This window comes from Peristeroidobacter soli (assembly GCF_004138485.1).
Lineage (GTDB): Bacteria > Pseudomonadota > Gammaproteobacteria > Steroidobacterales > Steroidobacteraceae > Steroidobacter > Steroidobacter soli.
Genome location: NZ_ML142848.1, coordinates 1,971,764 through 1,988,275 on the forward strand (window position 1 = coordinate 1,971,764; position 16,512 = coordinate 1,988,275).

Below are 16,512 nucleotides of genomic sequence, written 5' to 3' on the forward strand. Positions count from 1 at the left end.
CCGGAGAGGGTAGATAACACACGAATATTTTACGATGAAGGCAGTCACAGCGTTCCGGCCCCGCCGATCGGCAGTCTAGGGACTTGGACCGGCTCCCGGCGATTGGTTCCGCGGAGCCTGCAATGACCGCAGGAAGAACTCGAACTGCCGCCGCTGAACATAAGGAATCGGCCCTGTCGACCGACCCACGCTGTGCTCGCCGCCCGGAACCACCAGCAATTCAAAATCTTTGTCCGCTTTGATCAGCGCATCCACGACCTGCATGGTCGACGCCGGGTCCACGTTGGAGTCCTGCTCGCCGACGATCAACAGGAGCTGGCCTTGCAGCCTGGCGGCGTTGGCGACGCCGGACGCGGCTGAATAGCTCGCATCGACGGGCCAGCCGAGCCATTGTTCATTCCAGCTGATCTTGTCCATTCGGTTGTCGTAGCAGCCTGCGTACGCAACCGCCGCTTTGTAGAAATCGGGATAGAACAGCAGTGCATTGAGCGCGCTCTGGCCGCCGGCGGAGGCGCCGTAGATGCCGACGCGGCTGATGTCGTACGAGGGATCGCGAGCGGCGAGCGCCTTGTGCCAGAGAATGCGATCGGGGAAGCCCGAGTCCGCGAGGTTCTTCCACGTGACGTCATGAAACGCCTTGGATCGATTCGCCGTGCCCATGCCGTCGATCTGCACGACGATGAAGCCGAGGTCGGCCTGTGCCTGCATGCCGATCGCTTTGTCGCCGCCGGAATGGAAGTCGAACGGCCAGAAGCTCTTGGGCACGAAGCTGTCGTGCGGGCCGGCGTAGATGTTTTCGAGCACGGGATATTTCTTCGCCGGATCGTAGTCGCGAGGACGCACGATCAGGCCCCAGATGTCAGTTGAGCCATCGCGTCCTTTGGCCACGAACGGCTCGGGCGCCTTCCAGCCAGCGGCGGTCAAGCGTGAGATGTCGCCGCGCTCGAGCGTCGTAATCAGCGTGCCGTCGGCGCGGCGAAGCTCGGACACCGTCGGCAAGTCCACGCGCGAATAGGTATCGACATAGACGGACAGGTCCGGCGCAAAGCGCACCTCGTGAGTGGCGTCTGCCGTGGTCAGTCGGGTGAGATTGGCGCCGTCGAAGTCGATGCGGAACACGTGTTTGAAGTATGGATCCTTGCCAGCATCCATGCCGCTCGCCGAGAACCAGATGTGTCGCTTGGCGTCGTCCACTTTGAGCACATCGCGCACGATCCAGGGGCCGCGAGTGATCTGCTTCAGCGTGCCCGTCGCAGTATCCGCGAGATACAAGTGCCGCCAGCCATCGCGCTCGGAGATCCAAACGATTTCTCGAGCGTCGTCGCCGACATCGTGTCGATAGCGACGGTCCGCATAAACAAAGGTTGTGGCGTCTTCGGTGATTGCAGCCCTCGGTACGCCGCTGCGAGCGTCCACCTCGATGACTCGTGCCTGGCTGTGCCCGCGTCGTTCGTAGTCGAAGACGAAAGTGCGACCATCCTTGCGCCACTCAGGCTTGGACATCTCATAGGGATTGGGAAACAGCGCGTTGTCGATCTCGATCCGGCGGCGTTCGGCGACATGAAACAAGACCGGTTGTTCGACGTCGACCGGATCGCCGGGCTTGGGATAGAGCTGCGTGCGCAACGCCGGTTGCAGTTGATTCGACGGCGCCGCTTCGACCCGAGTCACGATGCGGTGAAAGCCCGGTCGCACACGATAGGCGATGAGTCGGGTCGAATCGGGTGACCAGGCGAGCGTTTCAGGATCATAGAAGTCGCCGGGCGTTCCGTCGGTGCTGAGCGCGGTCGCATCCTTCGAGCCCACGGCACGGACCACGACATTGTCATCTTCGACAAATGCTTCCCACTTTTCGTCGGGCGACTTGTGCGGACGATTGTCGGCTGGCACGTCCAGATCGCGGACCACGCCGAATGCGCGCGGGCGATTGGTGTCCGCGGGTTCGGCCTTGTGGCAGGCATAGCTCACGATGCCGCACGTCCAACGCTCCTCTCCAATCGTTACAGTGATCGCGCGGTTCTCATCGGCGTATTCGAAGCTGTCGAACGGCAGGCGCAATGGTTGATAGCTCTGCTTGGTTGCGTCGCTCAGCGCGACCGCCAGCTTGCCCGCGTCGAAAGGTGCGCGCCGTTTCTGCGTGCGTGCATCGATTTCAACGAAAGCGAAACCGCCCTCGACCGTCTTGCGATAGTGAAACCGCTTGCCCTCATGCGACCACTCGGCGGGATCGGCGAGGTCACGAGTGAGATACATCCAATCGTCGCGAAGCGAGAGCGAGCGATGAAGCGCCGAGGGGTCGGATGCGGCGATCAGCGGTGTGGCTAGCACAGCGGCGAGCGAGACGATGACGAGGGTTCTCATGGATGTATATCGTATACTATTGCCCCGGCCGGCGTGCGATGTGTGAAGATCCTTCGACATTCATTTCGGGACGATCGAATGCGCGCATCGATGAATAGGCGGACCTTCGTGGCGGGGACGGGCGCGGTTGCCCTGGTTGCTTCAGGCAAAATCCCTGCGGCCACGAGCTCCGGTGAAGCCTGGGAGCGAGCCGCCGACATCGCTCGGAACGTGAAACCGCCGACCTTTCCCGATCGCGTCTTCGATATCACCCGATTTGGCGCCGTCGCCGATGGCACGACCTTGAACACCGCAATGATCGCAAAGGCGATCGAGGCCTGTGTCGCGGCCGGTGGTGGACGGGTGCTCGTGCCGGCGGGCAAATTTCTCACTGGTGCGATTCATCTCGAGAGCAACGTCGAGTTGCATGTCGCCGAGGGCGCGACGCTGAGTTTCGACACGAACCCGGCGAGTTATCCGCTCGTGTTCACGCGCTGGGAGGGCATGGAGCTCATGAACTATTCCCCGCTCATCTATGCCTTCGAGCAGAACAACATCGGCATCACCGGTAAAGGCACTCTGGACGGCCAGGGAAGCGCCAGGCATTGGTGGCCGTGGAAAGGGAAGTGGGGTGGCACCCTCGATCATGGCTGGGTCGATGGCATGCCCACGCAGCTCGAAGCGCGCGCCCGCCTCTTCAACATGGCTGAGGCCGGCGTGCCGCCGGAGAAGCGCGTGTTCGGCGAGGGCGGTTATCTGCGTCCGCCGTTCATCCAGCCCTATCGGTGTCGGAACGTGCTCATCGAAGGCGTTCGTTTGCGCAACTCGCCGTTCTGGAACATTCATCCCGTGCTGTGCCGGAACGTGACGGTGCGAGGCGTGGATGTCTTCGGGCACGGACCCAACAATGACGGCATGGATCCCGAGTCGGTGGATCACATGCTCATCGAGGATTGTTCGTTCGATACCGGCGACGACTGCATCGCTGTGAATTCAGGGCGTAACGCGGATGGGCGACGTCTCGACGTGCCATCGCAGAACATCCTGATCCGTAATTGCCGGATGAAGGCAGGGCACGGCGGCGTGGTGGTCGGCAGCCAGATCTCGGGCGGCGCGCGCTGGGTGTTCGCCGAGCAGTGTCACATGGACAGCCCCGATCTCTGGTACGCGATCCGGTTCAAGAACAACGCGCTGCGTGGCGGGCTGCTGGAGAATTTCTATTATCGTGACATCGACGTGGGGCAGGTCGGTCGCGCGGCAATCACCTGTGACTTCAATTATGAAGAGGGCGCGAATGGCGCGTTCACCCCGCAGCTGCGCAACGTCGTGGTGGAGCGGATGCGGGTCGCGAAAGCCGGACGAGTGCTGGACTCACAAGGCTTGCCCAAGGCCCCGGTGGACGACATCACTCTCAGAGAGTGTGAGTTCAACCAGGTGACCCAGCCCAGCACCATCAAATACACGCGCAGCGTGCGGCTGGAAAACGTCCGGGTGAACGGCGCATTGGTGAAGTCGCTCGGCTAGGGCCTGTTAACACTCATTGGATGGGCTGCGACGAGCTATTGCGGTTCAGGGCTAGGCGGGACGACCGCCGTGTACTCTCTGTACATAAGGGAGGAGCAACGACGGCCTGAACCGCAATAGCTCGTCCCATCAAATGTATTTATTCATTATATGGGTTGCGCCTCGAATCGCCCACAGCCGCGTTACAAAGCTTGCCCATATCGACATATGGGCTGCGCTTTGCGCCTTGCTGCAGGCGATTGGAGGCGCAACGCAGCCCATCCAATGAGTGTTAACAGGCCCTAGTTCACGGCGGCAGTTTCAGTTGCCGCCGGTGGTTCTTCGCCTTGCCGCCACAGCGTGTTTATTTCTTCGATCAAGCCATCGATCATCGAGTCCGAGTAGCCCCGATGGATCGATGAGATTTTGCCGTCGCGACCGATGATCACCATGTGCGGAATGGCCTTGACCTCGTACTGCGCGCCGATGTCGCCCAAGGAGTCACTGAGCAACGTCAGGCTCACGTCCTTCAAGTTGCGCTGAAGCCGCCGGAATCGAGCAGCGGGTTCTTTCCAGTTGATCGAGAACACACGGACCTTGTCGGCGCCCGCGGTTTTCTGAAGCGCGTCGAGAACGGGCAGTTCTTTTCGGCAGGGCGGGCACCACGCGGCCCAGAACGAGACGATGACGATCTTGCCGCGATGTTCGCTGATGCGAACCGGTGTGCCATTCGCGTCCTTACCCAGAGAGTCCGGCGGCTCCATGCCGGCTTCCAGCTTGCCCGCGAAGGCGGGCATGCCGAATATGACCAGGCTCAGCAGGAGAAGCAGGTGGCGTCCGATCCGTGGGCGGTTCATCTGAATGTCCTGAGCTTGTCGATGAGTGCAGTATAGGCCGCCGCCCGCTCGGCTGGCCCGTTCCATCCCAGCCATTCGAAAGCCGGCGACCGCAAGCCCCTCTCGCCACGGCAATTCCTGCCGTGGTTGCGCTAACAAGCGCTCCGGTCGCACAGGATTTAGAGGCTGGGTGTTGTCTCAAAGACACCCCATCGACGACAAATACATGACTGAAATCGATTGCGGATGATTGATTGCCTCCATACCTCGTGTTAAAAATCGCATCGCTGATCGATAACGATCAATGCCAATAAGATTTGATCACGAGCTACACCGGGGGGTTCGATGCAAGCTCAGTCACTGTCTTCACTGGCCGGTCGGCCAGTGCTCGCCGCCGTTCGTCCGCAATCCGCGCTACGCCTGGCCATCGTCGCGGCGCTGGGCTTGGGCGCGTCCATCGCGTCGGCGCAGGAGAAAGCGCCCAGCACCAACGAGCTGGAAGAGATTCTGGTTACCGGCACGTTGATCCGGGGCGCCGCGCCGACCGGGTCGGATCTGGTCACTGTCTCGCGCGATGTCATTGAAGCTACAGGTGTAACGACGACGGCGGAGTTGTTGGCAACCGTGCCGCAGGTGACATCGTTCAACACGATGCCGGTCGGTACTTCCGATTTCTCGCAACCGATCACGCCGCCGAATCTGCGCGGCATCGGTCTCGGCGCGACGGCGACACTCGTGCTGGTCAACGGCCATCGCATGGTCGGCGCTGGCGTCTTGCAGACCATTCCCGATCCATCGGCGATTCCCACGTCGGCCATCGAGCGGGTCGAAATCATCGCCGACGGTGCTTCGGCGACCTACGGTTCCGATGCGGTCGGCGGCGTCATCAATATGATCCTGCGCAAGGACTTCGACGGCTTCGAGACCACCGCGCAATACGGTTATGGCGATGGCTTCGACACCATGGACTTCAACACGGTGTTCGGTACCACCTGGGGCAGCGGCTCGATGATGATCGCGTATGAATACGCCGGTCGTAACAATCTGCAAGGCCGCGAACGAGACTACGTGACCAACGATCTCACGTCGCAGGGCGGCGCCGACAGCCGGAGCACGCTGTGCTACCCGGGCAATGTCACTTATAACAATGTGAACTACACGTTTCCGGGCCTCACGCCCGGTCTGAACCGCTGCGACAACACGCAGTACACCGACTATCTCTCCGCTGAACATCGCAATAGCGTGTACGCGACGCTACGGCAGGACGTGACCGATAACGTCGAGTTCTTCAGCGAGGCATATTACTCGCAGCGTAAGTCGACACCCCTGAACGCGCAGCCCGGCGCGACGTTCGTCATTCCCATCACCAATCCGTACTTCGTCGCGCCGCCGGGCGGTGGGTTCGCGCCGTTCGAGGTGGTGCAGTATTCGTTCGTGCGCGAGTTCGGGCCCAACGTCGAGAATCCGCAGGAGCTGACCGCGGGCGGTCTGGTGGCCGGCGTGAATGTGAAATTGCCGGGCGACTGGGCGATGGAACTGCTCGCCAACTATGGAATCGGCACCACCGAAACCACCGATCGTTCCCTGAACGCAGCGGCGCTGAACGCGGCTGCGGCCGGCACGACGCTGGATACGGCGCTCGATCCATTCGGCGGGCGGACCAATCCCGCGGTGCTGGCGGCAATCCGCTCCGGCGGCACCTACAACGACGCCGATCAGGAGCTGCGCGAGATTTCGCTGAAGTTCGACGGCCCGCTGGTGTCCCTGCCTGGCGGCGCGCTGCGCATGGCGGTGGGCGCGCAATATCATTACGAAGAGATCGATGCGAAGACGTTTTATATCCAGCCCAACAACCGGCTGGATCTGGTCGCTCCGTCGTACGGCGATCGCTCGGTCCGCTCGGCATTCGCGGAATTGAATCTGCCCCTCGTGGGCAGCGGCAACGCGTTCACCGGCGTGCGGGCGCTGACGCTGTCCGCCTCGACGCGCTATGACGATTACAGCGACTTCGGCGATACCACCAATCCGAAGTTCGGCCTCAACTGGACCGTGGTCGATGGTTTCTCGCTGCGTGCGAGCAGCGGCAAATCGTTCCATGCGCCGAGCCTGGCGGATTCGAATGTTGCGACGGTGGATTCGCGCCTGCAGATCCTGCCCTTCTTTCCGTTCTTCCCGCCGGGCGCGCTGCCGGGACCGGCCGTGGTCATTGCCGGCGGCCAGCCGAATCTGAAACCGGAAAAGGCCGATACCTGGTCGGTGGGCTTCGATTTCAATCCGGCCGCGCTCGACAGCCTCAACGTCAGTGCCACGCTGTACAACATCGACTTCCGCGACGTGCTGGGCATTCCGTTCTGGACCATCGGTCTGTTCACCAATCCGGCGCTGTCCCAGTACTACACCTATCGTCCGAGCGCTCAGCAGCTCGATGCACTGTTGAACTCAGGCATTCGCATCGACGGCACGCTGACACCGGCGCTGCGTGCGGCCATCATCGGCGGCGGCGAGATTCTCGATCTGCGTCGTCGCAATCTCGCGCGACAGGAAGTGCAGGGCGTGGACTTCAACGTCAACTACAGCTGGAACACCAGCTCGGGGCTGTTCTTCGCGGGTCTCGCCGGCCAGCGCGAGTTGAAGTTCGACCTCACCGCGGCGCCTGGGGCGGCCGCCGTGGATCAGACCGAACGCGGTCGCGTGAAATGGCGCGCCCGAGGTACATTCAACTGGATCGGCGCGCAGTGGAGTACGGGTGCCTTCATCAACTACACCGGCAAGTACAACAATCCCAATCTGCTGACCCAGGAAGTGGATGCGTTCGTGACCGTCGATGCCCATGTGACTTACCGGCCGAAGGCCACCGGCTGGCTCGAGGGTACGCAGGTCAGCCTGCTGGCCGACAATGTGCTCGACGAGGAGCCGCCGATGTATCTATCGTCACCGGGCTTCGATTCCGCGAACTCCTCGGCGCTCGGCCGGGTGGTGTCGATCAACGTACGCAAGTCATGGTGAGCATGAACTATCGTTGCGCGTCGAACTGGTTTGGTCTCGCGCCGTGCTCGATGGCAGCGCGGCTGCGGGTTCTATGCTTGATCGCAGCCGCGTCGTTCACGACGCAGGCGTTCGCAGCGACACCGCAGGAAGTTGCAATCTGGCCCGGCGTCGCGCCGGGCTCGGAGAAGGCGGAGCAGAAGGAACAGGTCTCGCCGTTTCCCGGCGGCAAGTTCAATGTCGTGCGCAACGTGACCAGGCCGACGCTCACGGTCTATCTGCCGGACCCGTCGAAGGCGACGGGTACCGGCGTGATCGTCGCGCCGGGTGGCGCGTTCCGCATGTTGACCATTGACGCGGAAGGCAACGATGTCGCTCGCTGGCTGGTGGAGCGGGGCATTGCCGCCTTCGTGCTCAAGTATCGTTTGATAGAAACACCCGGCAGCGATGCGTTGATGTGGACGCAGTTCATGGCTCGCATGGCTGCCGCGAAAATGTCGGGCACAGCTTCCTTCGCCGACGATGCGAAGCTCGGGATCGCCGATGGTATTCAGGCAGTGAAGGTCGTGCGCGCTCACGCCGATGAATGGAACATTGCACCCGATCGCATCGGTTTCGTCGGCTTCTCCGCCGGTGGCATGGTCGCGAGCTTCGCCATGCTGACGCCCGCCGAAGCCGCCCGCCCCGATTTTGTCGCGCCCATCTACGGCGCGCCGCTGGGTGAGATACCGAAGATCCCGTCGAAACTGCCGCCGGTGTTTCTTGCCTACGCAAGCGACGACGGTCTGATCGCCGAGCGCGTCGATGCCTTCCACGGCGCGCTACGCAAGGCCGGACATCATCCCGAGCTGCACATCTATCGCAAAGGCGGTCACGGCTTCGGCATGAACCAGCAAGGGCTCAGCAGCGACTACTGGATCGAGGATCTGTATCACTGGATGGAGTCGCTGGGCTATACGCGTGCGACGACCGAGTGAGAGAACATCGATGGGGCGAACATTGAGGTCCGGGACCAGATTCGACGCCAGTTCGACATTGCCTTCGGTTGTCAGCAAGCGCCGCAGCTCGAGCATGCCCTGGCTCGGCGCGATCGCTGGCCGACGAAAGGCTTCACGTGGCTGGCGTGCCGGCGCTCTCGCTGCCTTGGCAGTGCTCGGAGTGACGGCAGCGCGCATGGCGCCATCTCTCGCCAGCACCTCGGCGTCGACACCCCATTCCCTGAAAACCGAATATGCCGGCGAGTTGCTGGGCACCGACGTGGAACGGCCCCGGTTGTCCTGGCTTTTACCGGCAGGCTTCAACGGTGCGCAGACTGCATATCAGATCCGCGTCGCCGCCTCTCGCGATCAATTGACCGCGCCGCTGTGGGACAGCGGCAAAGTGAAGTCGTCGTCCATTCATCACATCGAGTACACCGGCCCGGCGCTGCAATCGCGCCAGCGCTATTACTGGCAGGTACAGGCTTGGGACAGCCGCGATCGCGCGACGGGGTGGAGTGAGCCGTCGTGGTGGGAGATGGGCCTGTTGAGTGCAAGCGACTGGCAGGCCCGCTGGATCGGCGGACGACAGGCCGTCGATCACGACTGGAGTGATGCCAGCGTCAGCTATCAATTCAGCTTGCTGGGCTCGACCGTGGACTTTCTGTTCCGTGCCCGCCCGGTCGGCAAGACTTATGGCGAAGCCTACGCGTGGCGGCTCACCATCGAAGGCGAGCAGGCCGTGCTCATTCCACAAGTGCGTCGCTACACCGGCCAGTTTCCGCGTCTGGTCGAGACGACCGTACTCAAGAAAGTGCCGCTGTCGATGACCGAGGCGCAACTGCGAGCCAAGTCGCATCGTCTGACGATCGAATATCGCGGCAATACCATCACCACTTCGCTCGACGGTCGCAAGGTCGACACGCTGACCGACGGCGTGCAGACGTCGGGAACCATCGGCGTCAGTGCCGGCGGCACTCAGGCGGCGGTCTTGCACGAGGTCACTGTCGACGCCGGCACCAATTCGTTCCAAACAAAGTTCGAGCGTAACGACAATCCATTCACCGGCGGCAGCGTTCGCGCCGACGGTTTGCTGGTGGCAGCCGGCGTGCCGAATAAAGATATCGTCCTGCCCATCGGTGCTCCCGCGCCGCTGCTGAGGAAGAGCTTCAGCGTCGATGCGACCGTGCGGTCGGCTCGCATCTACGTGGCCGCGGGCGGCTTCCCGAAAGTGAGTTTGAATGGCGAGACGATCAACTCAGCCATCGCCGACGGCGTGACCGCCTACGACAAGCGGGTGCTCTATCGCGCGCTCGATGTCACCAAGGCCGTGCGCCAGGGAGCCAATGCCATTGGCGTCGAGCTGGGCCGCGGCTGGTATGGGTTGACCGAGCCGAACGAGTGGTACTGGCATGCCGCGCCCTGGCGGGCTGCGCCCACCGTCAAGTTGCAGCTCGAAATCACCTTCGCCGATGGACGCCGGCAGCTGGTCGCCAGCGACGACAGCTGGCGAACGATCGACGGACCGACGCTGCATGATTCGATCTATTCCGGCGAACGTTACGACGCGCGTCGCCTGCCGAAGCATTGGAACACGGCGAGCTTCGACGCCTCGCAGTGGGCGACGGCCAGTGTCGTCGAGGGACCCAGGGGCGTGCTCGACGCGGCCGAGCAAGAGCCGATCGCAGTCGTCGATACGTTGAAGCCGCGCTCTGTGCGCGAAGTGCAGCCGGGCGTGCATGTGTTCGACTTCGGCCGCATCTTCGCCGGCCGGCTCAGCCTGCGGGTCAACGGCCCCGCCGGCCAGACGGTCTCGCTGATTCAAACCGAAAAGCTCAACAAGGACGGCACGGTTCAGATCGCTAGCGGCCTGGTCGACACCCAACTGCAAACGGATCGCTACACGTTGGCGGGCGGCGGCGAGGAAACCTGGTCGCCGTCGTTTGGCTACAAAGGCTTTCGCTATGTACAAGTGGAAGGCTATCCGGGCACGCCGACGCTTGAGACACTGACGGGGGAGATATTGCACTCCACAGTCGCATCGCTCGGTTCGTTCGAAAGCGCCGAGCCACTGGTGAACTCGATTCATGCCGCGGCTCGCAACACCATCCTCAACAATCTGCACGGCATGCAAACGGATACGCCGACCTACGAGAAGAACGGCTGGACGGGCGACGCGCACGCGTCGTCGCTGGCGGCGGCAGTGAATTTCGATGTCGCGCGCGTGTGGACCAAGTGGCTCGGCGACTATCGCGACGCGCAGTCCCCGAAGGGAGAGATTCCCGAAATCGTCCCGTCGACGCCGCTCTATGGTTACGAGGGCACGCCGGGTTGGAACATGGTTCGTGGCCCGATCCCCTCGTGGGATGCGGCAACGTCGGTCCTGCCTTGGGATCTCTACGATGAAACCGGCGACCTGCGGCTGCTCGCACAAATGTATGAGACGCAGCGGAAGCTGGTCGACTACACCGGGACCTTCTTCACGCCGGGCACTCACATCTATGCGAACCCTGACAACCCCTTGCTGGCGGAGTACGCGCTGCCCATGCCGGAAGGCCCGTTCGTCATGCCCGCGTGGGCGCGTCCGGATTTCGTGCCGCCGCCACCCGGACCCAGCGACAACGACTCCGTGGCGAGCGCGTATTACTACTTGATGATCGATCTGCTCGCGAACAGCGCGACTCTGCTGGATAAGAAGGACGACGCAACGAAGTATCGAGCGCTGGCCGATCAGGTGCGCGCTGCTTACAACGAGCGCTACTACGATGCGGCCAGGAAGATCTACCGCACGCCGGCTGCGGACGGTCAGACGAAGTATCTGCAGTATCAGAACGTGCTGCCGGTGGTGTTCGGGCTTGCACCGGCCGCGGACCGCGCGGCCATCGTCCGTGCCCTCAACGATGACCTGGTCGCGAACAAATATCACCTGTCGAGCACCGGTGTGTTCTCCGGCCGTTATCTGCCGCTGTTACTCAGCGACTTCGGCTATGGCGAGACGGTTTACAAGCTGGTCACGCAGACCAGCGCGCCGAGCTGGGGCCATTGGATTCAGAACGATCTGCAGACCATGCTGGAGAACTGGTCGTTGCAGACGCGCTCCTACGATCACCATTACTGGGGCTCGATCAGTTCCTGGTTCTATCAAGGGCTCGCCGGCATCCGGCCGGCCGCGCCGGGCTATCGCTCGATCGTCATTCGTCCGATCACCCCGGCGGGGCTCGAGTGGGCACGCGGCAGCGTCGATACGATCGTGGGCCGCGTCGAATCGAAGTGGCAGCGCTCGGGCGAGAAGCTGTCGCTGGATATCACCATCCCGCCGGGAGCAACTGCGGAAGTGTGGTGTGCCGGTCCGCGACGTTCGGTGCCCGCGGGGGCCACCTTCGTGCGGGAAGAGCAGGGTCATGCGATCTATCGCGTCGAGGCGGGCCAGCGCCGGCTCGAATGCTCGGCGTCGAACTGACAGACGAATGGGCGAGAGGACGACAATGAAGCGGGATGCTGTTTCAACACCTGAATCACAACTCGGGCTGCGCGACTCGAAGCAGGGCGCGGTGGGATTCGCTCGTAACGATGGGCAACCAGCGGCCCGGCAATTGCCGGTTGCCGCGCTGTTGGCTCTCTCCGCAATATTGTTGCCGCTCACGAGTTACGCGGCGACTTGCGAAAGTCTGAAGTCGCTGGCGATCGCCGATACCACCATCGATTCCAGCGCCGCAGTCGCTGCGGGTTCATTCAAAGATCCTGCCGTGCCATGGGCACCGCCCGCTCAGTTGCCCGAGCACTGCCGCGTCATCGGCACCATCAAGCCCACGCCGGATTCGAATATTCGTTTCGAAGTCTGGTTGCCGCAGCCGGGCAACTGGAACGGCAAACTTCAGGGCGCGGGCAACGGTGGGTTCGCGGGCTCCATCAACTATCACGGCGGGCTGGTGGAAGCCGTGCAGCGTGGCTATGCCGGCGTCAGCACCGATACCGGTCACACGGCCGCCAACAATAACAATGAAGATGTTTCCTGGGCGAAAGGTCATCCCGAGAAGCTGGTCGACTTCGGCCATCGCGCCATTCATCTGATGACGGTCAACGCCAAGGCCATCATCCAGGCCTATTACGGCGCCGGCCCGAAACGTTCCTATTTCGCGTCCTGTTCCAACGGCGGCCGGCAGGCGCTGATGATCGCGCAGCGCTATCCCGACGATTACGACGGCATCGTCGCCGGCGCGCCCGCCAACGACTGGACCGGACTGATGCTCGGCTTCCTGTGGAACTCCCAAGCGATGCTGAAGCCGGATGCATACGTAACACCCGCTCACTCCCCGGCGTTGGAGGCGGAGGTCAATGCACAGTGCGACACACTCGATGGTGTGAAGGATCAGATCGTCGGCGTGCCGCGAGCATGTAACTTTCAGCCGCAGAAGCTGCGCTGTTCCGACAAGGTTTCAAAATGGTGTTTGACCGATCCGCAGATCGGCGCGTTGCAGGCCATCTACCAGGGGCCGCGCACCGCATCGGGTACGCAGCTGTTTCCAGGGTTCACCCCTGGCGCTGAAGTGGGCAGCGTGCCCGGTCTGGGTTGGGACGGCTGGATCTTCGGCCCCAAGGCGGCCGGCGGCACGCAAGGCCGCTTCGTTGCCAACTTCATGCGCAGCGTCGCGGTGGGCGATGACAACTGGCAGCCCGGTTCGTTCGATTTCACTCGCGAGGCACCGGCGTTCATCGAGCGATATGCACCCATCCTCAACGCCACCGATCCCGACCTTTCTCGTTTCGCGGCGCGCGGCGGCAAGGTGATCTTGTTTCATGGCTGGGCCGACGCGGCCGTGCCGCCGTTGAACACCATTAAATATTTCGACGCGGTCGGCGAGAAGATGGGCGCGCAACGCGAGCAGGTCGTCAGGCTGTTCATGGTGCCGGGCATGCAGCACTGCCTGGCGGGTCCCGGGCCCAGCACGTTCGGTGGCTTGAGCGCCGCCGTGCAGCCGTCGAATCCAACGATCGATCTTTCATCGGCGCTGGAGCAGTGGGTGGAGAAGGGTGTCGCGCCGGAGACCGTCAAAGCCGTGCGGCCCAAGAATCTGCTGGCCGCGCTCTACGATCCGACGCAGGGTGGTGTCGATCGCAGTGCTTTGCTATGCGCGTACCCAAAGCAGGCCAGGTTCAAGGGTGGCGATCAGAACGACGCCGCCAGTTACGTTTGCGAGATGCCGGGTGAGTGACATGGATCGAGATATGAGAACGTTCGTCACGTCGTCTGCGAATGCGCCGTCTGGCCGGCCAACCCGCTATAAGAACGCTGCCACCACGACCGTGTTCGCATCCGTCGTAGCAACTGTGTTGCCTATGCCAGTCTTCGCGTCCGAACCTGCGGCGGCTCGCGACATCGAGCAGCGCGTCGAATCTCTGCTCGGGCAGATGACGCCGGAGGAGAAAATCGACCTGCTCGGCGGCGTCAATCTGTTCGACGTCCGCGGCGTTCCTCGAATCGGCGTGCCTCCCATGGCGACCGGTGACGGCTTCTTCGGCGTGCGTCGCTGGTCGCGCGCCAACGTCATGCCCGGCGGTATCGCGCTTGCGGCCACGTGGAATCCGCAGCTCGCGAATAGCTTCGGCACTCAGATGGGGCGGGACGCTCGTGCGCGCGGCGTGCATTTCTATCTCGCCCCTGGCGTGAACATGTATCGCTCGCCTCTGAACGGACGCAACTTCGAGTATCTCGGTGAAGACCCCTTCCTGGCCACACGTATTGCCGTGCCGTTCATCCAGGGCGTGCAAAGCCAGGGTGTGGCTGCCACCGTCAAACATTTCTTCGGCAACAACTCCGAGTTCGCGCGACACGCGACCGATTCGGTCATCGATGAACGCACCGCGCGGGAGATCTATCTGCCCGTGTTTGAAGCGGCGGTGAAAGAAGCGAACGTGGCTGCGGTCATGGGCAGCTACGGCCTCGTGAACGGCGAGCACATGTCGCAGAGCCGGTACTACAACATCGACGTCCTCAAGCGCGAATGGGGCTTCAACGGCGTGCTGATGTCCGACTGGGATGCCACCTACGACACGCTCGGTGCGGCCAATGGCGGGCTCGATCTGGAAATGCCGTCGGGGAAGTTCATGAATCGCTCGGCGCTGCTGCCTTTGATCAAGGAAGGCAAGGTTGAGCAGGGCACGATCGACGACAAAGTCCGTCGCATTCTGCGCACGGCCGCGCAACTGGGCTGGCTGGATCGGCCGCAGCTCGATCCCACCATTCCTCGCTACAACGCGGCGGGTCGCGAAGTCGCGTTGCAGACTGCACGCGAAGGCATCGTGCTCTTGAAGAACCAGAACGACGTGCTGCCTTTCGACCGGACCAGGATTCGTTCCATCGCCGTCATCGGTCCGACCGGTTATCCCAATGTACTCCACGGCGGCGGCAGCGTGACCGTGGTGCCGTTCGATTCGACCAGTCTGTTCGAGGGCCTGTCCAAAGAGCTCGGCACGCAAGTCGACGTGCACTATCTGCGCGGCATCGTCGACTACTCGCGCGCCGCGAATGCCACGAAGTTCCAAACCGCCGCGTCCGGTGGCAAGGCCGGCGTGAACGTCGAGGTGTTCGACAACATCGAGCTGAATGGAACGCCCTCGGTCACTCGTATCGATCGCGCCATCAATCAAGGCGCGCCGCTGGATTTCACGCCGTTCGCCACCGGCGAAGCCGAGATCGATTTCATGGCGATGGCCGTATCGAAACGACTCTCGGCGCGCTGGACTGGATACTTCACGCCTGCGCAGGCGGGCCCGTACGATTTGTTCGTTCAACTCGGCGGCTTCGCACGCATCTACGGCAGTCGTCTGTACATCGACGACAAGTTGGTCGCCGACCACTGGGACAGCAAACATGTCGCCATCGATCAGCACCGGCTCGAGCTGGAAGCGCGGCCCTATAAGATCGTGCTGGAACATCGCACCCAGACTGGCGGCCTCGACGGGCCCACGCCGTTCGTGCGGCTCGGTATCGTGCAGGCCGGGAAGTGGGTCGATCCAACGGCAACGCAGCTGGCGGCGAAAGTGGATGCGGTGGTGATCGCGGCCGGTTTCGACAGCAGCAGCGAGACCGAGGATTGGGATCGCAGCTTCGCGCTGCCGCCGGGGCAGAACGAATTGATCCAGGCCGTCGCGGGCGCCAATGCCAAGACCGTCGTCGCAATCACCGCCGGCGGCGCCGTCGACATGCAACCCTGGTTCGAGCGCGTGCCCGGGCTGGTGCAGGCCTGGTATCTCGGTCAGGAAGGCGGTCATGCGCTGGCGGATGTCCTGCTCGGCAACGTCAATCCATCGGGTCATCTGCCCGCGACGTTCGAGCGTCGTTGGCAGGACAATCCAACCTTCAACAGCTACTACCCCGCCGCGGGCAAGCACGATGCGCGCTACTCAGAAGGCGTGTTCGTCGGTTACCGAGGCTACGACAAGCAGGGCACTCAACCGCAATTCGCCTTCGGTCACGGCCTGTCTTACACCACGTTCAAGTTCGACGGCCTGACCGTGAAGCCCGGTACGGAAGACGACCAGCTGTGCGATGTTTCTTTCACGGTGACGAATACAGGCAAGCGCGCTGGCGCCGTGGTGTCGCAACTCTATATCGGCGATCCGAAGGCCAGCGTGCCGCGGCCGGCGAAAGAGTTGAAGGGTTTCGCGAAGGTCAGCCTGCAGCCCGGCGAATCGCGCTCTGTCACGATACCGCTGGACGCGCGCTCGTTTGCGTTCTATGACGTCGCCAGGAAACAATGGCGTGCTGAAGCTGGTACGTTCCAGATCATGGTCGGCAATGCATCCGACAACATCGCGCTGCGCGGGGAATGGCGACTGCCGCGCGACGTGACGGTCCGCTGACAGGGGGA

The 16,512-nt window shown here is 62.5% G+C and carries 8 protein-coding genes; 6 read left to right on the forward strand and 2 right to left on the reverse strand.

Features of this window, described 5'->3' with window-relative positions:
- Positions 1–75: 75 nt before the first annotated feature.
- Positions 76–2,361, reverse strand: a complete 2,286-nt coding sequence (locus tag EKO19_RS08275) for a S9 family peptidase (protein WP_129775850.1) — start codon at positions 2,359–2,361, stop codon at positions 76–78.
- A gap of 90 nt (positions 2,362–2,451) precedes the next feature.
- On the opposite strand from EKO19_RS08275, the gene EKO19_RS08280 reads away from it, so the two are divergent.
- Positions 2,452–3,864 carry a glycoside hydrolase family 28 protein gene (locus tag EKO19_RS08280; RefSeq protein ID WP_217705180.1) on the forward strand — a complete coding sequence of 471 codons (1,413 nt, stop codon included), beginning with the start codon at positions 2,452–2,454 and terminating at the stop codon, positions 3,862–3,864.
- Positions 3,865–4,145: 281 nt separating this feature from the next.
- Here the strand turns inward: EKO19_RS08280 and EKO19_RS08285 are convergent, their stop codons facing one another.
- A complete protein-coding gene (locus EKO19_RS08285) occupies positions 4,146–4,700 on the reverse strand; it encodes a TlpA family protein disulfide reductase (RefSeq protein WP_157995166.1) in 555 nt (184 codons plus the stop codon).
- A 324-nt stretch (positions 4,701–5,024) separates the two neighbouring features.
- On the opposite strand from EKO19_RS08285, the gene EKO19_RS08290 reads away from it, so the two are divergent.
- From EKO19_RS08290 to EKO19_RS08310, 5 genes are all read left to right on the forward strand, one after another.
- The gene (locus EKO19_RS08290; protein WP_129775853.1) at positions 5,025–7,685 is read left to right on the forward strand and encodes a TonB-dependent receptor plug domain-containing protein; all 2,661 of its coding nucleotides are present in this window, start codon (positions 5,025–5,027) and stop codon (positions 7,683–7,685) included.
- 2 nt (positions 7,686–7,687) lie between these two features.
- A complete protein-coding gene (locus EKO19_RS08295; protein ID WP_157995167.1) occupies positions 7,688–8,641 on the forward strand; it encodes an alpha/beta hydrolase in 954 nt (317 codons plus the stop codon).
- 196 nt (positions 8,642–8,837) lie between these two features.
- Positions 8,838–12,101: an alpha-L-rhamnosidase gene (locus tag EKO19_RS08300; RefSeq protein WP_175596987.1), complete on the forward strand. Its 3,264-nt coding sequence runs from the start codon at positions 8,838–8,840 to the stop codon at positions 12,099–12,101.
- A 25-nt stretch (positions 12,102–12,126) separates the two neighbouring features.
- The gene (locus EKO19_RS08305) at positions 12,127–13,854 is read left to right on the forward strand and encodes a tannase/feruloyl esterase family alpha/beta hydrolase (protein WP_157995168.1); all 1,728 of its coding nucleotides are present in this window, start codon (positions 12,127–12,129) and stop codon (positions 13,852–13,854) included.
- A gap of 13 nt (positions 13,855–13,867) precedes the next feature.
- Positions 13,868–16,504, forward strand: coding sequence for a glycoside hydrolase family 3 protein (locus EKO19_RS08310; RefSeq protein ID WP_175596988.1), 2,637 nt, complete (start codon positions 13,868–13,870; stop codon positions 16,502–16,504).
- Positions 16,505–16,512: the final 8 nt, after the last annotated feature.

Excerpts from the sequence above, each read along its gene's own strand:
- EKO19_RS08275 (WP_129775850.1), bottom strand. The coding sequence starts at position 2,361 with ATGAGAACCCTCGTCATCGTCTCGCTCGCCGCTGTGCTAGCCACACCG.
- EKO19_RS08280 (WP_217705180.1), top strand. The coding sequence starts at position 2,452 with ATGAATAGGCGGACCTTCGTGGCGGGGACGGGCGCGGTTGCCCTGGTT.
- EKO19_RS08285 (WP_157995166.1), bottom strand. The coding sequence starts at position 4,700 with ATGAACCGCCCACGGATCGGACGCCACCTGCTTCTCCTGCTGAGCCTG.
- EKO19_RS08290 (WP_129775853.1), top strand. The coding sequence starts at position 5,025 with ATGCAAGCTCAGTCACTGTCTTCACTGGCCGGTCGGCCAGTGCTCGCC.
- EKO19_RS08295 (WP_157995167.1), top strand. The coding sequence starts at position 7,688 with ATGAACTATCGTTGCGCGTCGAACTGGTTTGGTCTCGCGCCGTGCTCG.
- EKO19_RS08300 (WP_175596987.1), top strand. The coding sequence starts at position 8,838 with ATGGCGCCATCTCTCGCCAGCACCTCGGCGTCGACACCCCATTCCCTG.
- EKO19_RS08305 (WP_157995168.1), top strand. The coding sequence starts at position 12,127 with ATGAAGCGGGATGCTGTTTCAACACCTGAATCACAACTCGGGCTGCGC.
- EKO19_RS08310 (WP_175596988.1), top strand. The coding sequence starts at position 13,868 with ATGAGAACGTTCGTCACGTCGTCTGCGAATGCGCCGTCTGGCCGGCCA.